This is a genomic window from Pseudobutyrivibrio sp. AR14 (assembly GCF_900101325.1).
Lineage (GTDB): Bacteria > Bacillota > Clostridia > Lachnospirales > Lachnospiraceae > Pseudobutyrivibrio.
The window spans coordinates 75,500-97,689 of record NZ_FMUY01000011.1; the positions used below are offsets into that span (position 1 = coordinate 75,500).

The window sequence follows — 22,190 nt, forward strand, 5'->3', positions numbered from 1 at the left end:
AAAAAACTAATTATTTACTAATTTTTCCGCTCTATCTAAAGCTGCATCGATATTTGGCTGGAAGTTATCCGAACCAACTCGATTAATAAAGTCAGCCTTTTCCATCATATGACGAGGCTGCTCGTTAACATGTGAGAATACTACTGTGACACCCTTCTTCTCAGCTCCATCCACAAGATCTCTAAGAGCACGAAGTGCTGTTACATCAATGGCTGGAACTGAACGCATTCTGATAACTAAAACTTTTGTGAAGTCCTTTACATTAATGCTCTCTGCAAGCATATCTGATACACCAAAGAAAAGTGGTCCTGTAATCTCAAATACACGGATTTCCTTAGCAACTGGACGAAGATCATCTACAAACTCCTCGTCGTCCTTCTGATATGTCCAACCGCTGACATGAGTCTCTTCACTCATTCTCTTAATGAAGAGAATGCAAGCAACAATCATACCCCACTCAATAGCAACAACAAGGTCAAATACTACGGTAAGTACAAATGTTAAAACAAGTACGATGATATCTGACTTTGGAGCATATTTTACAAGTCTTGCAAATGGTCTCCACTGACACATATTGTAAGCTACTTGGAAAAGAATAGCTGCGATACATGGCATTGGAATGAACTTTGCATATGGCATAAGCACTACAAGAATAACTAAAAGTGTAATTGAATGTACGATACCAGCAATTGGTGTACGACCACCATTTTTGATATTGGCAGCTGTACGAGCAATAGCTCCTGTAGCAGGAATACCGCCAAACAATACTGAACCGATATTACCAATTCCCTGTCCAATAAGCTCCTGGTTGCTTCTGTGCTTGCTATTTACCATACCATCAGCAACTACAGCTGAAAGAAGGGACTCAATAGCAGCAAGGATAGCAATTGTGAATGCATTTGGCATCTCATTTTTAATAAGTGCAAATGAAAAATGTGGAACTGAAACAGATGGAAGGCCTGCCTTCAAGTCTGGATAAAGAACACCAATAGTGTTTACTTTAAGATTGAGACCCTTTACCATAGCAATTCCAACAAATACAGCGATGATTGATGCAGGTATTTTCTGGAAAAACTTAGGCCAGATAATAAGCACTGCAAGACATACAATACCAACAATCATTGCCTGATAGTTGATTGTATCGATATTGCTGAAAAATACTTTTAACTTATCAATTGTCTCGATTGGCTTTTCACCCCTGAAATCTACTCCAAAGAAATCCTTGAACTGGCCAATCAAAATAGTAACTGCGATACCGGCTGTAAAACCGGTTGTGATTGTATAAGGAATAAATTTGATTAATGCGCCAGCCTTAATGAGTCCAAGCACAATCAAAATAATACCAGCCATGATGGTAGCGATGATAAGTCCATCCATTCCATCTGTAGCTATTATTCCAGCAACAATTGTAGCAAAGGCAGCTGTAGGTCCAGCAATCTGAACTGTACTACCACCAAAAAATGAAATCAAAAAGCCAGCCACTATTGCAGTATAAAGACCTGGCTCAGGACCTACGCCTGAAGCAAGTGCAAGTGCAATAGAAAGTGGCAATGCGATGATTGCCACAATGATTCCAGATACTACGTCTTTTGCAAACTGTTCCTTGCTATACTTTTTCATGCAAGAAAACAGCATCGGTTTAAAACATTCCATTTTCTCTCTAAACTCCTAATCTTCTTCCTAACATTTCTGCGTTTACGGCATATTCCATGGCCGTATCCTTAGTGATTTTACCCTCTCGAACCAATTTATACAAGCTCGAATCCATAGAAACCATCTCATCTGTGTCACTAGAATAGATTACACCCTCAATCTGAGGCACTTTATTCTCACGAATCATGTTACGAATGGCAGGAGTAACTGTCATTACTTCAAAGGCAGGCACAAGGGTGCCATCCACAGCTGGAACAAGCTGCTGAGACACAACTGCCTTAATTACCATAGAAAGCTGCAAAGCAATCTGGTGCTGCTGTTCTGATGGGAACACATCGATAATTCGGTCGATAGTATTAGCTGCACCGATTGTATGTAATGTAGATAAAATCAAATGACCTGTCTCTGCTGCAGTCATTGCAACAGAAATAGTCTCCGCATCACGCATCTCACCTAGCAAGATAACATCTGGGCTCTGACGAAGTGAGGCACGAAGAGCTGTCACGTAATTTTCTGTATCAAGATGAATCTCTCTTTGAGAAACAATTGATTTGCTATGTCTGTGCAAATACTCAACCGGATCCTCAAGAGTGATAATATGCTTGTTGTAATTATTGTTAATTCTATCGACAATACAAGAAAGTGTTGTAGACTTACCGCTTCCGGCAGGACCTGTTACAAGCACAAGACCCTTGGACTCGTTTGCAAGATTAATTACAGACTCAGGAATCATAAGCTCCTTATAATCTGGCAAAGTAAATGTAATCACACGCACTACTGCTGCATAAGTGCCTCTTTGTTTGAAAGCATTTACTCTAAAACGTGATACATTTTTTATTGCAAATGAGAAATCATCATCCCCATGCTCTTTGTATTTTTCAATATCTCGTCCCGCTAATTTGTATATCTGCTCAACTAGCTCCTCAGCCTTTGCAGGCATAACAGGACCCTCATCTGGCTCTGATTTTTCAGAATACTGATTTTCCAATTCAGAACGTGTCATAACCAGATCATTAACTCTAAAAGAAACCTCACGACCTGTGATAATAAACACATCCGATGCCTTATATTTTTTTACTGCGTCTGTTAAATAGCTTACGATGTCTATTGCCATAGTCCCTCCCGATTAATCTTCTATTGTCATAACAGGCTGAGTGCTATCGGCATCCCAGCTACCAGTGTTCTCTACCTGCCACTTTGTAATCTCTCCTCCAGAAACCTGAACCGAGAGAATCTGATTGTCATTAATATCTACCTGAAATTCCTGGTCTGCCCAGTCACTTTCAGCAATTTTCTCATAAGCCTGATTGCTTGCTTCATAGTATTCATCAGTGTGGTCAGCAAGCTTTTTACTGAGATTATAGTTGTTGTGGCTTGATGAAATAGTAAGAGCCGCAATAACTGCAAATGCAAGACCAATGAGAATAACAACCATCAGGCTTGTTCCTATATTAATAATTGATCTCTGTTCTTTCTTTGCGTGCTCCATATTTACTCCTTAAGGGCCTTTTCAACCACTATCGAATAAATCTCCTCATCCTCTATTGTAGACACCACCAAATGTATGGACTGGCATTTGCCCTTTGTCTCAGGATCAGTCACTATACCAGTTGCCTTGTAGGTGGCATTGCTTCCATCGTCGATTTTTTGCCAATTGTCATCATAGTACTGAGTAAAGCAACTAAAATCATCATTAGTAAGATATTCTTCTGCTGCATTTGTTGCCACATTGACTGCCTGCGTAAGTGTACCTGCTTCCTTGCTCTTAGCAAAACTTCCGGCAAATGCTTGGACACATATAGCAGCTATTATGATAAAGAAAAAGATTGAAAACATAAGCTCCGTAAGAAAAATTCGGGAGCCATTATTTCTATTCTTCATGGTCACCCTCCTTTTCCTGAGGCTCTTCGATAAAAGGAGTTTTATTAACGCTAGATTTAATTCCTATGCTAACCTGCTCTTTTTCGCCGTTTTCATCCTCAATATTTACATATATAGTGTTGGAATCTGATGCCTTCTCAAAATCCATACTATTTATTTTTAAAATCTTGTCGCCAAAATCAGCTGTAACCCCCGAACCATCCTTTGCCTCAAGAGCCATAAGATAGCCATCATACTCATAAACATACAAGTAGAAGCCCTCTCCCTCAGCCATTCTAATGCAGTCTGTTCCGTCAATCTTTGAGATATCAACTGCCCCTTCATTATCGTGCTGTCTTACTGCCTCCCTAATATAAGCAATAGCAGTTCTTGCACTGGCATTGCTTTCGTTGGCAGATACAACACTTCTATAGGAATTAACAGCCATCAAAAGAACACTCACTGCAGAAAAAGTGAATATCAAAAATAAAATCATGAGGAACATGATATCAATATTATGTTTTCGACTCTTCGCTTTACTCAAAGCTGTTCCTCCAAATTACTGTAGATTGATTATTGTCACGTCTGGCTTCATGTTAGAGCCATAAATTACATAATCCACTCTAAACATCTCATCATCGTAGATAATTCCGTAATTTTCCTTAAGATATTCAAAACTCTCAGGATATCTGCCCTCTGTTACATAACACTGGATAACAGCTCTATCAATAGCATCCGATAGACTCTGTCTCTGCTCTGAGACTGACCCCTCTGTAGCTTTTGACACAGCAAACAGAAAGCCTATAAAAATAAGCACAAAAAGCAAAGCTGATACCATGGCGGTACTAGCAAAGTTTTTCTTTTTAATTTGATGAATGCCGTCTAGGCTTCCAAATCTAGTCTTGCTCATACTAAATCATCCCTGACATGATGTTCAAAAGTGGCAACATAACAGATAAAAGAATAATTCCAACAATAACAGATAAAACTATTACAAGAGTAGGCTCTACAACAGCGATTAAGTCATTAATCTCCTCATCTGCCTCCTCCTGATATGTAGTGGCTACCTTTTCAAGAACAGTTTCCATATTACCTGTCTTTGCGCCAAGAATAGCCATACGACCATATAATCCGCCAAAAATGCCAGATGCAGAAAACGCTCTTCCTATGTCCATGCTCTCTGCAAAGGCGTCCTTGCACTTTTCAACCTTTTTCTCAAATTCAGGAGCCTCTACAATACGGCTGCTGACGTCAAGTGCTGTCATTACATCCATACCACTTGAAAGAGTCATTGCCATAGCGGAAGCGAATCGGCTAGTTGCAATCTTAGAGTGAATTGACTTAAAATGACGGCTCTTATATAGAAGTCCATTTCTATGATTTTTACCCCATTTTGATTTGTTCAAAACAATGAGGTACACAATAACTGCCAAAAGAATTATCAAAAAGATAATGCCATGCTCTTTAAGGAAACTACCAAAGGCAAGGAAGCCGCCAGAAAGACCATCCATTGTACCACCCAGCTGCTTAAATACTCGGTCAAATACAGGCATAATCTCAGTAACAAGCACGATTATGATAATCAGCATCATTGCAACCATCATAAGTGGATATGTAACCGCACTTCGGATTGCATTGCTGATAGCCATCTCTCGTGAATAATGGGCAGCCAAATTAGTGAGCACCGAATCCATTTTACCGGTAGTCTCACCCATCTTTGCCATTTCTACAAAATAATCTGGAAATACATTTGAATCATCAATTGCTTTAGAAAGGGAACCTGTCTCACCTACAACCTGCTCCATTTCTGTGAGAAGCTCTTTTTCCTCGCCTCCCGCAGACTCATCTAGCATCATTGTAAGTCCTTGAATTGCAGAAACTCCGCTGGAAATCATCATTCCCATTTCATCGGAGAAAGCATACAGTTCCTCAGAAGTTAATTTTTTTCTATTTTTATCGCTCATAGCCCCACCTTAATTAGTATTTATACTTTAACTGGTAATACGTATCATCTGCTAAGTGATCCTTAATGGTACTTGAATTGGCATATGAACCAAGTGTTGGGTCCATAAGGGTCCATTTGCTACCGTCAAACTGAATCACCTTGTCTATCCATCCTGTTTCTTTTGTATATACAGAAATCCATGCGTGATATTCCGTACCGGCGTATCCAATCTCAAGTCTTGTAGGTATTCCCTGTGACCTGAGCATTGCCCCCATTAAAGATGCGTAATCAAAGCAAATTCCCTTGCCTGTTGCAAGTGTCTCATCCACATCTGGCACATATCCAGATTCAACTGTCTCTGCCTTGTCATAATCGTATTTGATGTTTTTGGTAATGTAATGATAAACATTCTCCACCACATCTAAATCCGTGTCTGCTCCAGCAGCAAGTTCTTGTCCTTTTTTTACTGCTGCAGAACTTGCAGTAAAATGAACGTAAGCATTAGGATACAGATACATACTATATTCATCTTTAAGGGTTATATTCACCGATTGCGAAAATGCCACTGCGTATTGATTATCATGCAGATTCTCGTAAACACCGATTTTGTATGTACCACTTCCCTCTGAAAGTGGAAAGACATCATAGGTACCGTCCAAATCCATTAGGTAATTGTACGTATTACCTGCTGGTGTTTCTATTAGCATTCTTACTTTAGCCGCCGAGCCTTTATATGCAACCATCACATAGCCATCGCTGGCATTGCTCACATCAATAGAGGCATCATCATTTTCGTAGACTTCCGTTCCACTGGCCTCAGGAGTAAGGACTCGGATAGTATTATCCCTAGTTCCTTGTTTCGACTCCTTTGCCTGTGCTCCACCTGATGATGTGCCTGATGAGTCTTCAGTGGCTGGACCTCCCATGGTTCCACAAGCCGCTAAGCTAACGCATAGAACAATCAGTGAAAGCAAATTGCTGACTTTTCTCATTTGCTTCCTCCAGTGTCCCCTAGTATTTAATTTTTGTAGAGTATTCGATAAAGCTCAATATCCCCGTTGAATTTGAAATCTTTATCAAGTGCAGAATCATATACTATGCCCTGCATCGTGCTGTTGTCACGACCAACTACCATAACTACAAAACCTTCTTCACCACCTAAAAGGTCTTTTACTGGAATTGAAGGTTTCATTCCCTGCTTAAGCTTGATTTTTTTAGCTGGCACCTTGCAGCCCTTAAACTGTCTTTTGTTGATTTTACGAGCAGGATAGTTCAATCCATCCAGCACTTCTATTATTCTACAAAAAAGCTCTGGTAAATCTGTGAACAACACCGGATCTTTTTGAAATCTATGGGTAATTCTTCCAGAAAAGCCATCAACTCGCTTATCGACAATAATGCCAATGCAATTGGCTGCTCTTCCCATTCTCGCTGATATTGCCATTACTTTTCTCCTTGAATCATGTCATTAAGCTCTCTTGTATCCTCATCTGTACCTGCACTCTGAAGATTAACTGGAGCAACATTGTACTTAATATATCTCTTTCTAGATTCCTTGCTCAAATTCTCGTTAATTCGAGCCTGAACTAGTACACAGTCCTCCTGTGTAATGTCAAGTAATAGCACTACAAACTGATTATTAGAATATCTCGCGTACATATCACCACCGCGGGCAGCTAATCTAATTGCCTCTGAAAGCTCTTCAGCGAGTGTTGTCAATCTATCTGAACTATCAAGTGCAAATCCCTTGCCGTCTGTAATAGTGCAGAGCATAAGCCATGCAGCCTGACCAGAACGCTTAATTACTCTCTTAATGTATCTATAGCTCTCAACAAAGTTAGGATAAGTGCAATAGAAGGCACCCTCAATGTCTTCCTTCGAGGTGTCGAGATTCTTCTTAACTTCACTAATCATGTCAGTGCTGTTTTTAATCTGACCACCAAGAAGATCTAACTGTCTTGTCATCTGCGGAGAAATAGAAACGCCCAATTCCTCAAACATGAGATTCTCTGTATCTTCATAAAGCTTAAGAGCTTCCTTTGGCTTACCAAGCTCAATCAAAGCCTGCATCTCATATGTCTGCCATCCGTCATAAGGATAAAAATTATTTGCTCTGCTGGAAACCTCGTATACCGTCTTGAAATCCTTTGATACAATGGAAAGCTCACAAATCTGCTTTACGCATCGATCATATAGCTTTTTAAGGCGTACCTGAACAGTGATTACCCAATCAGAACCGCTAAGTCCTGGCAAAAAATCTCCTGTGTACATATCGCAAGCTGCCTGTAAAAGAAGAAGCTGTTCTTTAGCATCTTCACATGCCAACGCCTTTTTGGCTGCCTCCTCAAATTCGATAGCATCACAATCTACAACAATTGATGGATTGATTTTGTAGACGCCTCTTTTTACATATACATAGTCTTCCTCTGGAAGGCCTACCTTAGGAAGGGCTCTTCTAAGACGAAAAACTAGCGCTCTAAGGCTGTTAGATGGATCAGCAATCTCCTCGTTATGGAAAAGATTGTACATAATCTGATCCCTAGTTAATCCATTAGGAAAATATAATAACATCTGAAACAGCTGATTTACTTTTGTTGTGTTATTACGCTCAATTGTAAATGGCTTTCCTTGATATGATATTTCAACATTGCCTAGCATCTTTGCTTTGATTTTAATACTTTTTTCCAACTTCTGATCTCCCTCTTATTCAAGATAATAATGTTATTTTTTGCATTACATTTTAAAGTATAATTTTTTTATATCATATTGTAAATAATAAAACACACACAAAAAGGGCAGTATCCATAAAAGATACGCCCTTTACCATTTAATCAAGCTTTTCTTTAACGTTGTACTTATTCATAGCAGCATCTAATTCACCTGCTAAAAACAGTTCCACGGCGCCTAAAACCTTCTCCATTGACGCGTCAACGCGCTCTCTATCCTCAGCATCGTAGCGACCAAGCACATGGCTAACCATGTCCCCATCTGTACACTCTCCAACGCCAACTCTAATACGTGGGAATACATTAGAGCCAAGCAATGCAATGATATTTTTAAGACCATTATGTCCTCCAGCGCTTCCCTTTTTTCTGACTCTAATATTGCCAGTAGAAAGTGAAACGTCGTCTGATATCACAACTAGCTCTGTCTCTGGATCCACATCGTAATAATCAGCTAGAGGTGCTACACACTCTCCGCTAAGGTTCATATAAGTCTGAGGCTTTACCAGAATAACTTTGTAGCCATTTATCATGCCTTTGCCAACCAAGCCTTTTTGCTCTTTTTGGTTGACTTCTATTCCATATTTTTTAGAAATGACATCTATAGCTTCAAAGCCTACATTATGTCTGGTTCCTTCGTACTTCCTCTCTGGGTTGCCTAGACCAACAATTAAAAACATAAATCCTACTCTGGGAACTCTTCCTTATATTTATTAAGAATCATTGTCTGCATCTGCTCTCTTGTGGTAGAGCGAATAGGATGTGCAATGTCTTTATAGCCGCCCTCAGAACCACGTCTTGATGGCATAGCGATAAAGAGTCCCTTATCTCCTTCAATAATCTTGATGTCGTGAATTACAAATTCCTCGTCGATTGTTACTGAAACAACCGCTTTCATTTTGCCTTCCTTCTCAATTTTGCGAATTCTAATGTCTGTAATTTGCATTGTGTTATACCTCCCCAACTGGCATGTCGTATCGATTCTTGTTTCCGGTTACTATGCGGATTCCATTTTCCCCAATATATGTGGATCCGCTGAGCAATGTCTCATGGCTTTCAACAATGCAATTTTCTACGTGCACGTTGTCCCCTATGTATGCTCCGTTCAAGATGACACAATTCTTAACAACTGAATTGTTGCCAACGAACGCTTTCTTAAACAGTACAGAATTCTCTACTGTGCTATTGATAATACATCCTCCTGCTATCAGAGAATTTGAAACCCGCGAGCCTGAATTGTATTTTGCAGGTGGCAGGTCGTGAGTCTTTGAAAAAACTCCTGGCTCTGTATGGAAGAAACTATCTCTAACATCCTTGCGTAAGAAATCCATGTTTGCCTTGAAGTAACTATCTACGTCAGCTATGTTAGCCCAATAACCTTCCATGCGATATCCGTAGATTCTCTTCATGCTCTTGTATCTTATGAGAATGTCTGTAACAAAATTGTATCTGCCCTCTTTGTTGCATTCTTCAAGCAAATCAATGAGAGCTCTTCGCCTGATTACATATACGCCTGCTGAAACAATGTCTGATTTGGCAACCATTGGCTTCTCCTCGAATTCCAATATTCTGCCATCTCTGTCCATTTCCACTACTCCGTAGCGGTTAATATCGTCACCCTCTGGCAACTTAGCGCAGACCACTGTAATGTCGGCTTGCTTAGCAATGTGATAATCAAGAACCTTGTTGAAATCTAATTTATAAACACAATCACCACTTGCTATAATAACATAAGGCTCATGTCTTTTCTTTAAGAAATCAATATTTTGCCAAATGGCATCTGCGGTTCCTCTATACCACCAACTATTATTAGTAGTAACTGTTGGAGTAAATAGGAAGAGACCTCCCTGTTTTCTACCAAAGTTCCACCATTTTGACGAATTAAGATGCTCGTTAAGAGATCTTGCATTGTACTGTGAAAGTACGGCAACTGTCTGTATGTGCGAATTTGTCATATTTGAAAGGACAAAATCGATACATCTGTAGCTGCCTCCTATTGGCATAGCAGCAATGGCTCTCTTATCGGTGAGCTGCTGCATTCTGCTTGAGTTTCCACCCGCTAGTATAATTCCTAATGCTTTCATAATCGATCACCTGCCTTGATAATGTAGCCGCCACTAGCCAGCTGTCCGTCAGGATAATCTGCATCGCTAGTCTCGCCTTTGATAGCTGTATTTTTTCCAATAGTTACATGGGCTGGAATAGTTGAATTCTCACCTATAACCGCAAGACCAAATCCATATATGCTGGAATTCAACTTGCTAGGTGCCTCTTCTCCTTGACCTATTCCTGTGCCTTCGCCTACTACCGTATTCTCGGCGATAATCGATTTGTCTATCACGCAATTCTTACCGATGGTAACACCTTCCATAATAATTGAATCGCGGATAACTGTTCCTTCTTCTATTACAACACCAGCACCAAGTACTGAGTTATAAACCTCTCCATATATCTGAGCTCCAGCTCCTATAATTGCCTTTTCAACCACTGCTGAACTAGCAACAAACTGTGGCTCGATAATATTTTGATTGGTGTATATCTTCCAGAACTCTTCGTATAAGTTAAACTCTGGAATCAAATCAATAAGCTCCATATTGGCTTCCCAATATGAGCCGAGGGTTCCAACATCCTTCCAATAGCTGTTGAACTCGTAAGCATACATCGGTGAGCCCTTCTCGTGAAGATAAGGAAGCACGTGCTTACCAAAATCACAATTGCTCTGATCCTTAAGTGCTAAAAGTGATTCTTTAAGAGCCTTCCAGCTGAAAATGTAGATACCCATGGAAGCAAGATTGCTTCGTGGCTGAGGAGGTTTCTCCTCAAATTCACTAATGCGCTTTTCATCATCAGTAATAACTACACCAAATCTTGAAGCTTCTTCAATTGGCACAGGAATAACAGCAATAGTTACATCTGCACCCTTTGCTTTATGAAAATCAAGCATGGCCTCATAATCCATCTTATATATGTGGTCGCCTGAAAGGATAAGCACATACTCTGGATTATAATTCTCCATGTATTTAATGTTTTGGAAAATAGCATTGGCTGTTCCGGAATACCACTCACTTGTATCGCTCTTTTCATATGGTGGAAGTACTGTTACACCACCATTATTTCTGTCCAAATCCCATGGAATACCAATTCCAATATGAGAATTTAGGACCAGCGGCTGATACTGAGTTAGAACGCCAACGGTATCAATCCCCGAATTGATACAGTTTGAAAGAGGAAAATCGATAATCCTATACTTTCCTCCGAAAGAGACTGCTGGCTTTGCTACGTCTGACGTCAACACGCCCAGGCGGCTCCCCTGCCCGCCAGCAAGAAGCATTGCGATCATTTCTTTTCTAATCATCCCTATCATCTGCCTTTCTCATGCTGTCAATGAGGGATGTCCCCATATAAAAACCCCTAAGAACTCCCCCTAATCACGCAAATCCCTAAAGAAATTCACAATCTTATGCATTTAGTATAACAAAGTGTTCAATTGCACGCAATAATATTCATAATTTTTACGAAAGGATTGTTAATTGTTAGACAATTTGAAGTAAACTTCACTAAATGTTTTGCTAAAATAGCACAATAAAACTCTTGAAACTAAATCCAATTGGGGGTAATGTTGATATGTTGGATTTTTTTACTACTTATTAAAATATAAGGAAGAAGAATTGAAATGTACAAAATAAACTTTAATGACAAGATTCACGTTCATTTTATAGGAATTGGCGGCATCAGCATGAGTGGTTTAGCTGAGATATTACTTGGTGCCGGATTTACTATTTCAGGATCTGACCGTGCATCATCAGAGCTCACAGAGCATTTAAGTGCTCTTGGAGCAAATATTAATTATCCACAGGCTGCAGCTAATATTACAGATGATATCGACCTCATCGTATACACTGCTGCAATCCACGAGGATAATCCAGAGTTCAAGGCGGCTAAGGCCTCTGGCAAGCCAATGCTTACTAGAGCCGAGCTACTTGGCGAAATTATGGAGAACTACAATCGCTCTATCACAGTTGCTGGAACACACGGCAAGACTACTACCACTTCCATGGTCAGCCAGATTCTCCTTGAGACAGCAAGCGACCCAACTATTTCTGTTGGCGGTATTTTGGATGCCATCCACAGCAACGTTCATGTTGGCGACAGTGATATCTTTATTACGGAAGCATGTGAGTATACTAACAGCTATCACTCATTTTTCCCTAAATACAACATTATCTTAAATGTAGAAGCAGATCATCTTGATTTCTTCAAGAACCTTGAAAATGTTCGCGCTTCATTTAAGAAATTTGCGGAAAACACATCTGCTGACGGTGTACTTATCATTAATAATGAAATAGATGATGTTAACTACTTCACTCAGGATGTTAAATGCAAGGTAATCACTTACGCACTTAAGGGCGATGCTAATATGGTCCCTTCTGATATTTCATATAATGAAAAGGGCTATGCTAGCTTCACTCCTGTATTTAATGGCACACCTCTTGAGAGAGTATCTCTTAACGTACCTGGCGATCACAACATAAGCAATGCCCTTTCTGCTATAGCACTTTGCCTTGAGATGGGTATTGATTACAAGCACATTATCGCAGGCCTTGCTAAATTCGGTGGCGCTCATCGCCGCTTCGAATACAAGGGTACTTTTAATGGGGCTACTGTTATTGATGACTATGCTCATCACCCAACAGAGATTAAGGCTAGCCTGGCGGCTGCCAAGAACTATCCTCACGGTAGATTAATTGTTTGCTTCCAGTCTCACACATACACCAGAACATTGAGCTTCCTTGATGATTTTGCTCAGGCACTTTCAGCAGCAGACATGGTTGTTCTTGCAGATATCTATCCAGCTAGAGAGCCAGATATCTATGGTGTCAGCGCAAAAGACATTGCAGATAGAATAGAAAAGCTAGGCACAGAGGTACATTATTTAGGTTCATTCGATGCCTGTGAAAATTTTTTAGAAAAAAATCTTATTAACAATGACCTGTTGATAACTATGGGCGCCGGAGATGTGTATTTAGTAGGCGAAAACCTACTTAACAAATAGTTATCCACATTATCCACATTTTTGAAGGGGTTTTTCCCTTGACCTAAATGTGGATTTTTTTTGCCTTTTTTATGGTAAGTATACGGGTTATCCACATTGTCCACAATTCTTACAAACCCTTTATTTACAAGGCTTTGCGGGGGTCATGCCCTTTTCTTTTTGCTCATCCTTTGATATAATTTGCCTCAAGTTACGAGGAGAGGATAATTTTATGGCTGACATCATGTTGCACACTAGTAATAACTCGGGTTTTACTTGTGTTTCTAATACTTTTATTGATGATTTCATGAAAGATGCCAATGGGGAATACGTCAAGACTTACCTTTATCTACTTCGTTGTCTAAATAAAGATGGATACGAATTTTCCATCGAGCAGTTGGCGGACTGCTTAGACCACACAGAAAAAGACGTAATGCGAGCTTTCACTTATTGGGAGAAAGTGGGCCTGCTTCATCTTGAATATTCTTCAGATAATGAGCTTTCAGGAATCTGTTTAGTGGATGCGAACACCTTCGATTCTGCACCACAAGCTGATTATGCTGCGTGTGCTAGCCCATTTGTTGCTAGCGCACCAGATCATAATCCATCACCTATCACTAATAAAACAAACAAGCTAGAGGTTGTACGACCAAATTACAGCCCTGACGAATTAAAGGCTTTCAAGGAAGAGGCCGACGTTAGCGATTTGCTTTTCGTTACTCAGACTTATCTTGGTCGTCCACTTTCTACTAGCGATACAACTACTTTACTTTTCTGGTACGACAGCTTACACATGACTCCAGATTTGATTCAGTATCTTATCGAGACATGCATCGACGGCGGTCACACTAGCTTCCACTACATGGATACTGTTGCCAGAAACTGGGCAGAGGACGGTATCACCACAGTCGAGGCTGCCAGAAAGACTAGCGCCGACAGAAACAACACAGTCTATGGCATCAAAAAGGCCATGGGTATCTCAGGAAGAGATTTGGTTGAGTCGGAGCTCAACTATATTGATAAATGGGCTAACACTTATAGCCTTAGTTTAGATATCATTTGCGAGGCTTGCTCTAGAACAATCTCACAGACTAATAGACCATCATTTAAGTATGCGGACTCTATTCTTACTAAATGGTACAAAGCATCTGTTAAGAGCTTAGATGACATTGCTAAGCTTGATGAGGACTTCCAGGCAAAGAACTCAGCAAAGGATTCTTTTGCAAAGGCTCGTCAGACTTCTGCTACTACAGCTAAGTCAAAGCCTACTAACAACAAATTCAAGAATTTTACAGAGCGCGATTACAACTATGAGGCTCTGGAGAAGAAGTTATTGGGGTACTAGATTTCATAAAGGGGGAGAAGAAAAATGGCATTATCAAACGAACAATATGATGCGCTTATGCGTCAATATAATCATAAGCAGTCACGTAACAACCAAATTGTTTCATATCGTACAGATGAAGTGTACGAGGCCATCCCAGCCCTTGCAGAACTTGACGCAGAGGCTTCTTCCGTTTCAGTTACTTCTATCACAGCAATACTAGATGGAAAAGATGTATCAGAGGCTGCAGCTGAGTCAAAGCGCCGCCTTAACGAGCTCAAAGAGCGCAGAGAATCACTTCTATTATCACATGGATTTCCTGTTGACTATTTAGAGCCTCCTTACGATTGTCCTGATTGTAAGGATACTGGTTTCATCAATGGCAAGCGCTGCCATTGCTTCAAGCAGGCAGCCATTAATATCATTTACAAGCAATCTAACATCAGCAATATCCTTTCAAAAGAAAACTTTGATTTTTATGACTTAGATGTATACGACGAAAACTATTTTGAGGGTAATTCTGAGGTTAGCGCCCGTGCCACTGCACAAATAGCCCTAGAAAGAGCTAAAAACTTTGTGCAGAATTTTAAAGAAAAAGGTGGTAATCTCTTGTTGCTTGGGCAGACGGGTTGCGGAAAGACTTTCCTTTCTAACTGTATTGCTAAGGCACTTTTGGACGAGGGCGTATCTGTAATCTACTTTACAGCCTTCGAGCTTTTCCGCGTTTTCGAGGAGCAGACTTTCAAGAAAAACGCTGATGTAGCAGACATTCACGACCAGATTTTTGATTGTGATTTATTGATAATTGATGATTTAGGAACTGAGTTCCAGAATTCTTTTACTACAGCGAGATTGTTCCAGTGTCTCAACGAGAGACTCCTTAGGAACAAATCCACTATCATTTCTACTAATCTCTCATTTGAAGAGATGAGAGACACTTACAGTGAACGCATTACTTCTAGAGTATTCTCTAACTATGACGTTCTCAAACTAATAGGCGAGGATATTCGTATAAAGAAAGTAATTAACAATTAAATATTATTCAAGGAGCAAAACATGCCAAACAATGAAATCGTGTTGGAAAACACACCCCCAATGGCTGAGTTAGGATTAATTCCTCACAAGAGCTGTTCAAAGATTGCTGAGAAGGTTAACGACTATCTCCTTCAGTGGAGACAGGAGCGCAAGAGCGACCAGTCTATTATTACACTTGCTGGTTATCGCAGCGATTCTTACATCGTAGACGCAGAGTGTCCTCGTTTCGGTTCAGGCGAGGGTAAGGGTGTTATAAATCAATCTGTCCGTGGACTTGATTTATACATTCTTGTTGATGTTACTAATTATAGCCTTACTTACACTGTATGTGGTCATGAGAACCACATGAGTCCAGACGATATCTACTGTGACTTAAAGCGTATCATTGCAGCTGCAATGGGCAAGGCTAAGCGTATCACTGTTATTATTCCTTTCCTCTATGAGGGAAGACAGCATCGTCGTAGCGGCCGCGAGTCTCTTGACTGTGCTATGGCTCTTCAGGAGCTTATCCACATGGGTGTTGATAACATCATCACATTTGATGCTCACGACCCACGTGTTCAGAATGCTATTCCTTTATACAGCTTTGAGACTGTATCTCCTACATATCAGTTCCTTAAGGGTATCCTTAAGAACTGCAAGGATTTAACTCTTGATAATGACCACCTTATGATCATTTCACCAGATGAGGGCGGTACAAAGAGAGCTGTATACATGGCATCAGTGCTTGGTGTTAATGTTGGTATGTTTTACAAGCGTCGTGATTACAGCCGCATTGTTGACGGACGTAATCCAATCGTTGCTCATGAGTTCTTAGGTAACGATGTAGCAGGTAAGGACGTTATCATCGTAGATGATATGATTTCTTCAGGCGAGTCTATGATTGATGTAGCTACAGAGCTTAAAAAGCGCAATGCTAACCGCATCTTCGTAGTTGCAACATTTGGTCTTTTCACAAACGGAATGGACAAGTTCGATCAGGCAGTTGCTGACGGCATCATCTACAAGGTGGTTACTACAAACCTTACATATCTCCCACAGGAGATTCAGGACAGAGACTACTTTATCAAGTGTGACATGTCTAAATACATCGCATATATCATCGATACTCTTAATCATGACTGCTCTATCTCAGAGCTTCTCAATCCTTATGGACGTATCGAAAAGCTTATCAACAGGTACAAAGCTGGCGAATATTAAAATCAAGGCCTGGTTCTTTCGAACCAGGCCTTTTATTTTATCTTATTAATTTATGTAACTTACGAATACATTTCCGTATGTTTCAAAATATTCTTGTGCATCACTTAATCCCATCTTTGAGTTTGTATTGGTCATAGGATCAAAGTAAATAATGTTAGCTGCATCATATCCAACAATTAGGACTGCTGTATCATCACCGGTGTAAGCATATACCGGATTTCCTAGGTTTACATAGTAGAGAACCTGGGTTAATGAAGCGCCAGTTAAATCTAGTATGTCATATCCCTTCAATGTCCTTGAAAGTATTGAAATAGGAGTCTCTCCTGATTCTATGAGGTTGTGAACCTGAACATTTTCTCCTTCATGAACTAGCATCGCCGAAAGTGCTCTTGCCATTCCACTAGCCTCGGAATCACTAGAACCAACTGCTATACCTGTAATTGTGTTCTGGTATGACTTGCGGCCACGTTTCCATACATATTTTGGCTCGTTATCAAGTACGATACCCATATTAGCATCTGCCTCTGCTATAGCAGCTATCAAATCATCTGTGGCCAGTGATACCTTACTTCCTACATATACAAAGTACTGTGTTGAACTAGTTGCCGATGCTACAGAAACAGTTCTACTTTCATCAGCAAGCACAAGACCAGTCATTTCGTAATCTACTTTTCCAAGTTTTTCATCTTCCTCCAATGGAGTCATACTAAATATCACAACCTGCTGTTTTACATCATCCATGGCTGTGTTAATTGGAACTGCCTTGTTTTGCTCACCTACACTATTTTTAATAGTGTCTTCCTCTGCAGGAAGAATTGTTCCATCAGCATCTATCTTGATGCGGTCCAAATAAATTGTATATGACTGTAAATCTATATTATTAATATAGTAACCACTCTTTTGATAAGTCTTTTGCTCATATGCTTTGCCTGTAGAGATACCGGAGATAGTTAGCTTGTACATTGGATAGATAGTTGATCCTGCACCATCCACCATAATGTCATTCTTTTTAACTGCTCCATAAATAAAGTCATCTTCTATAAATGCAAGAGGCTTAAGAACCTCACCTTCATTAGCTTTTATATCAAAACTTGAGCCAGTCTCCAAATCCATAATGTGGATTACTTCAGCCACTGTGGCTTCATCCATCCATGCTAAATATCTTCTTGAGCCAGATACGGCATACTGAGCATCGTCAAGACCTGTCATAAGCTCTTTGGTTGTAAGCTCATTAAGGGACATGTAAAGCAATGTACCATTTACCATGATGTAAAAATCATTATCTGCAGTCTCGTACAGTAACTCTGAGAAATTAGCGTTCAGTATCTGATATGAGCTTGAAGTAGTGATAAACACCTGCTCCGTAGAAACATCGTTTATAGCATCATAATGGAATAGATTGATTCCACACTGACCCTCGTGGTTTCCTGAATTCATGTATCCATAAACCACATAATCCATTGTTCCTGATTCATCTATATTTAATAGAAGTACCTGATGCTGGTCATATGTAAGTCTAGGATCTGTTGGGTTATCTACAAAAGTAAATATCTCCTTCATCTTACGGTCAGTCTGATTGTACTCATACAAGCTACCATTTTGTACAAATGATACTATTGTACCTGTTTCATTAGAGAGATATTGTACATTTGGATCTGTAATACCTATATTCAAAAGATTATTCTTGATAACAACAGAATCCTCATCTAACAACTGCTCCATAGTTCTGTCATAGGCAAGTAAATATATTCTGTCCGCTGTATATCTAATTCTGAAATCTTCTGAACAGGTATAATACTCGCTTTTATCATCATTTTTTCTAGTGAGCAAGTAGTTAAATGTCAAAGTGATGTAATTGGTACTGATATCCGTAAGTGATACTCTTACATCTCCCACCTGTTTGCCATCAAAGGTACCATATGCAACCTGTGACAAAGACGAATTAATGGTTACATGACTTAAATCCTCACTAGTTGTATATGGATCAGGCTCTATATATGTAGCCAGGTCGCCAGCATCATCGGAAAGTGCTGTTTTGTGGAAATACTGGGCAAAATCCAATATATCTTCTTCATTGCATCCCTCAGGCTGCATAATTCTGGTGTAATAGTATACTTCACGTTCGTCATTTTTAATGGTTAAAACAAGAAGGTACTCTTCATTTTTCTCAATAAGATTCTCAGCCTGAAAGCTAGCTGTAATTATGTCACCTTTTTTATTGAAATTTAGCTTGTTTTTTGAAATATTTCTCTGCGTGTCAAGGGATAAAATAGCGTACTCTAACGAATCCACATCAAAATCCTTGCACTGGATGGATATGTTAACATTTCTCTTGCCATCGAGAGGAATAATGGCATCTCTCATATAAGCAGGGTCCATCTCATTAACATAGCCATGTAGCTCTGTTGATGCATCGCCTAAAAAGTTGATAGATACTATAGGAAGCGTTGCATCTGATTGCTTACTAACTTTAACGCTTTCTGATATATTTGTTATTATTTCAAAAAAAACTACAGAAATGATAAATACCACAAATAGCACAGCCATTCTCTTGAGAACATTTGTAGGTATACCCTTCTTGTGAAATTGAAGCTTCATTTAAAACGAATCTCGCTTTCTTGCCTAATATATAATAAAGTGTTATAATCCGTTGGATTATGTTTCAAAGATAAGTTTAACATAATCGGAGGGCTCATGAAAAAGATTTTTGGCAAAATCGGCGCCTTTTTTAAACAAGGACGTCAGATAATAAAAAAGCCGTTTGTTGCCCTTGCTAATTCAAAGGCAGTCAAATGGTACTTCGATTCAAAATTTCATAAAGGTTGGATAAAACTGTGGACTGACTATGCATTTTGGATGCACATTCCACTTTCTATGTTACTTGTATTTATTATGGAGTGGCTATCAAGACACTCATTGGTTCAGGCCTGTGGTTTCGTAGTAGATCACACCGGTCCTTTCCTATTTAATTCCTACTGTATATTTGTTGCACTTAGCATTGTATTCCTCAGTAGACGCAGGGGCTGGTGGCGACTATTTATCAGTATGATATTTATAATACTCGGTATTATTAACTGTATTATCCTACTAAACCGTGTATCGCCTTTTGGTTACACCGACCTTTATATGATAAGCGATTTGCTGACTATGCAGGATAGCAATTACTTTTCAGCAACACAAGCAATCATTTCCATTATTGCACTTATCATCTACATTATTATATTAGTTATTTACGCAAAGTTTGGTCCAAAGAAAAAAGATGTGAAGCCTTTCTGGCAGAGACTTGTGCTTGTAATTGCACTTTTCATATCTCTTTATCCTACTACCATCTTCCTTAGAAGCTCTGGTGTTATGACATCATACTTTGGCAACCTTTCACAGGGTTATCTTGATTACGGTTATTTGTATGGTTTTTCTACCTCGGTACTTGATAGAGGTATGAACAGACCATTTGGTTATTCAGACTCAAAGATTAAATCCATCATCGAAGCTGACCAAGCATACGTGGATTCAATCCAGACTACAACCTACGATATAGCTGGCGAGGATGGTCAGTCAGATGGCAATCTTACAGTCACAGAAATCGACACTGGTGACAATAAGCCTAATATCGTTGTTATGCTTCTCGAGTCATTCTATGATGTTTCTGAGTGTGAATTCCTTGAGACAAGCGAAGATCCAATTCCTTTCGTTCACTATCTTGAGGACAACTACTCGACAGGTCACTGTATTGTTCCTGTTGTTGGTGCAGGTACATGTAACTCTGAGTTTGAGATTCTCACAGGCCTTAGCTGCAATTTCTTTGGCCCAGGTGAGTACCCACAGAAGACTATCCTTAAGGAAACTGACGTAGAAAGCTATGCCGACGTACTTCACGATGATGGCTACGCCACACACATTGTCCACAACAATGGCGGTAACTTCTACTCTAGAGCTAACGCATTTTCTATGATGGGCTTTGATACCTTCTCTTCTAAGGAAATGCTTGATATTACAGAATACACTCCACTTGGCAACTGGCCTACTGATGACATTCTCATCGGAGGCACAATGGATGCCATGGATTCAACTGCTGGTAGCGATTTTGTTTACACAATCACTGTAGAAGGTCACGGTTCTTACCCTACTTACCCAGTAGAGACTGACCCAGCTATCAAAGTTAAAGCCAACGGCAAAACAGAGGGCGAGAATTACGCTTGGGAATACTACGTAAACCGTATTTACAACGTAGATGATTTCCTTAAGCAGTACATTGATGCTCTTGATTCCAGAGGCGAGGACACACTTGTTATCATGTTCGGAGATCACCTCCCTACTATGGGACTTACAGAGGATGAAGTCGCTACAGGTGACCTCTATCAGACAAAATACTTCACATGGAACAACTTCGGTATGCCAAAAGAGGACAAGGACCTCACTACATACCAGCTTGTTTCTGAGTACCTTAACAGACTTGGTATTCACAACGGCAACATCAACGCATATCACCAGCGTGTTATGGCCGAGGGCAAGAAATACGGCACAGGCGACTACATGAATGATTTGCGTTTACTCCAATACGACATCATGTATGGTAACCGCTACACCTACAAATACGGTACCTCATATAAGCCTACCGAAATCGAAATGGGTGTACTTGATGTCACAATTGACAAGGCCTACTTCTTCAATGGCAGATACCACATTTACGGTGAGCAATTTACTAAATGGTCCAAGGTATTTGTCAACGGCGAACAGGTACCTACCAAATACGAATCAGGCCAGGTTCTTTCAATCAAGGCCTCAGACGTTAAAAACGGCGACATAATCACCGTATGCCAGATGGGTAGCTCCGACACCGTATTTAGAGAATCCAACAAATACGTGGTTGTAGACCCAAGCTACGCAGAGGAAGACATCGTCACCGAAGAAGACGAAGAGGAAGAAAGCGCCGACAACTAAGCCACATGCTCCCAGGCATCCCCTGGGAGTTTTTTTATTTGCCAACAACTCTTCTTTCACAGCGCCCTTATGCTTTTAATTACCCTGCCCCGCCCTGCCCGGCCTGCCACCGGGGTGTGGAAACAATTTTGCGAATATTATAGTTTTTCAATATGCAAAGAGTGAACATCTAGCATGCGTCTTTTTAAGAATACATTGTTTTCAAAAATGTAGGCTACCCGTGCGGACACATAATTAATTTTAATGGCAGTTGTATAAAATGATTCTTAAGAGGGTGTTATGGGCTCATGATACATTCACTAAGAAAAATTAAAAAGCAGGTTTTGTATATATATGCACCGTGGCACATTCGACATCGTGTCTCAGCGTGACCACTGCTGCCGCCATCCTAGCGGCAGCTGCAAATATATTACAAAACCTGCTTTATATTTTTCTAAGTTCATTCCAAAATCGCCCATAACACCCTCAGAACCATTT

General features: G+C 40.0%; 20 protein-coding genes. 5 read left to right on the forward strand and 15 right to left on the reverse strand.

Features of this window, described 5'->3' with window-relative positions; translation table 11 throughout:
* Positions 1-6 precede the first annotated feature (6 nt).
* From BLP50_RS10560 to BLP50_RS10625, 14 genes are all read right to left on the reverse strand, one after another.
* Positions 7-1,653 (reverse strand): SulP family inorganic anion transporter, encoded by a 1,647-nt coding sequence (locus BLP50_RS10560; RefSeq protein ID WP_090154509.1) that lies wholly within the window; start codon positions 1,651-1,653, stop codon positions 7-9.
* A 7-nt stretch (positions 1,654-1,660) separates the two neighbouring features.
* A complete protein-coding gene (locus BLP50_RS10565) occupies positions 1,661-2,767 on the reverse strand; it encodes a type IV pilus twitching motility protein PilT (protein ID WP_090154511.1) in 1,107 nt (368 codons plus the stop codon).
* A gap of 12 nt (positions 2,768-2,779) precedes the next feature.
* Positions 2,780-3,142, reverse strand: coding sequence for a hypothetical protein (locus BLP50_RS10570; RefSeq protein WP_090154513.1), 363 nt, complete (start codon positions 3,140-3,142; stop codon positions 2,780-2,782).
* 2 nt (positions 3,143-3,144) lie between these two features.
* The gene (locus BLP50_RS10575; RefSeq protein WP_090154516.1) at positions 3,145-3,534 is read right to left on the reverse strand and encodes a hypothetical protein; all 390 of its coding nucleotides are present in this window, start codon (positions 3,532-3,534) and stop codon (positions 3,145-3,147) included.
* Positions 3,524-4,057, reverse strand: a complete 534-nt coding sequence (locus tag BLP50_RS10580; RefSeq protein WP_090154518.1) for a DUF4860 domain-containing protein — start codon at positions 4,055-4,057, stop codon at positions 3,524-3,526. Before BLP50_RS10580 ends, BLP50_RS10575 begins: the two co-directional genes overlap by 11 nt.
* A 15-nt stretch (positions 4,058-4,072) precedes the next feature.
* Positions 4,073-4,423, reverse strand: a complete 351-nt coding sequence (locus BLP50_RS10585; protein ID WP_090154520.1) for a hypothetical protein — start codon at positions 4,421-4,423, stop codon at positions 4,073-4,075.
* A 1-nt stretch (position 4,424) separates the two neighbouring features.
* Positions 4,425-5,477: a type II secretion system F family protein gene (locus BLP50_RS10590; protein ID WP_090154522.1), complete on the reverse strand. Its 1,053-nt coding sequence runs from the start codon at positions 5,475-5,477 to the stop codon at positions 4,425-4,427.
* Positions 5,478-5,490: 13 nt separating this feature from the next.
* Positions 5,491-6,450 carry a transglutaminase-like domain-containing protein gene (locus BLP50_RS10595; protein ID WP_090154524.1) on the reverse strand — a complete coding sequence of 320 codons (960 nt, stop codon included), beginning with the start codon at positions 6,448-6,450 and terminating at the stop codon, positions 5,491-5,493.
* A gap of 26 nt (positions 6,451-6,476) precedes the next feature.
* Positions 6,477-6,902 (reverse strand): hypothetical protein, encoded by a 426-nt coding sequence (locus tag BLP50_RS10600; protein WP_090154525.1) that lies wholly within the window; start codon positions 6,900-6,902, stop codon positions 6,477-6,479.
* Entirely contained in the window at positions 6,902-8,146 is a 1,245-nt protein-coding gene (locus tag BLP50_RS10605; protein ID WP_090154528.1) for an AfsR/SARP family transcriptional regulator, read from the reverse strand. The genes BLP50_RS10600 and BLP50_RS10605 overlap by 1 nt, the downstream gene beginning before the upstream one ends.
* A gap of 139 nt (positions 8,147-8,285) precedes the next feature.
* On the reverse strand, positions 8,286-8,861 hold the full coding sequence (pth, locus tag BLP50_RS10610; RefSeq protein WP_090154530.1) for an aminoacyl-tRNA hydrolase: 576 nt from the start codon (positions 8,859-8,861) through the stop codon (positions 8,286-8,288).
* A gap of 5 nt (positions 8,862-8,866) precedes the next feature.
* Positions 8,867-9,127: a septation regulator SpoVG gene (gene spoVG, locus BLP50_RS10615; RefSeq protein ID WP_028235339.1), complete on the reverse strand. Its 261-nt coding sequence runs from the start codon at positions 9,125-9,127 to the stop codon at positions 8,867-8,869.
* Positions 9,128-9,131: 4 nt separating this feature from the next.
* Complete coding sequence (gene glgD, locus BLP50_RS10620; RefSeq protein WP_090154532.1) at positions 9,132-10,265, reverse strand: glucose-1-phosphate adenylyltransferase subunit GlgD; 1,134 nt, start codon at positions 10,263-10,265, stop codon at positions 9,132-9,134.
* Positions 10,262-11,536: a glucose-1-phosphate adenylyltransferase gene (locus BLP50_RS10625; RefSeq protein WP_176753756.1), complete on the reverse strand. Its 1,275-nt coding sequence runs from the start codon at positions 11,534-11,536 to the stop codon at positions 10,262-10,264. The genes glgD and BLP50_RS10625 overlap by 4 nt, the downstream gene beginning before the upstream one ends.
* Positions 11,537-11,854: 318 nt before the next feature.
* Between BLP50_RS10625 and murC the strand changes: the two genes are divergently transcribed.
* The 4 genes from murC (at position 11,855) to BLP50_RS10645 (ending at position 16,772) form a co-directional block, all read left to right on the forward strand.
* The gene (gene murC / locus BLP50_RS10630) at positions 11,855-13,234 is read left to right on the forward strand and encodes a UDP-N-acetylmuramate--L-alanine ligase (protein ID WP_090154536.1); all 1,380 of its coding nucleotides are present in this window, start codon (positions 11,855-11,857) and stop codon (positions 13,232-13,234) included.
* Positions 13,235-13,445: 211 nt separating this feature from the next.
* On the forward strand, positions 13,446-14,558 hold the full coding sequence (locus BLP50_RS10635; protein WP_176753757.1) for a DnaD domain protein: 1,113 nt from the start codon (positions 13,446-13,448) through the stop codon (positions 14,556-14,558).
* A gap of 24 nt (positions 14,559-14,582) precedes the next feature.
* The gene (locus tag BLP50_RS10640; RefSeq protein WP_090154540.1) at positions 14,583-15,572 is read left to right on the forward strand and encodes an ATP-binding protein; all 990 of its coding nucleotides are present in this window, start codon (positions 14,583-14,585) and stop codon (positions 15,570-15,572) included.
* 21 nt (positions 15,573-15,593) lie between these two features.
* Positions 15,594-16,772 carry a ribose-phosphate pyrophosphokinase gene (locus BLP50_RS10645; protein WP_090154542.1) on the forward strand — a complete coding sequence of 393 codons (1,179 nt, stop codon included), beginning with the start codon at positions 15,594-15,596 and terminating at the stop codon, positions 16,770-16,772.
* A gap of 45 nt (positions 16,773-16,817) precedes the next feature.
* On the opposite strand, the gene BLP50_RS10650 is transcribed toward BLP50_RS10645, so the two are convergent.
* Complete coding sequence (locus tag BLP50_RS10650) at positions 16,818-19,370, reverse strand: hypothetical protein (RefSeq protein WP_090154544.1); 2,553 nt, start codon at positions 19,368-19,370, stop codon at positions 16,818-16,820.
* Between the two features lie 96 nt (positions 19,371-19,466).
* Here BLP50_RS10650 and BLP50_RS10655 point away from each other — a divergent pair, with 96 nt between their 5' ends.
* Positions 19,467-21,713, forward strand: a complete 2,247-nt coding sequence (locus BLP50_RS10655) for an LTA synthase family protein (RefSeq protein WP_090154546.1) — start codon at positions 19,467-19,469, stop codon at positions 21,711-21,713.
* Positions 21,714-22,190 lie beyond the last annotated feature (477 nt).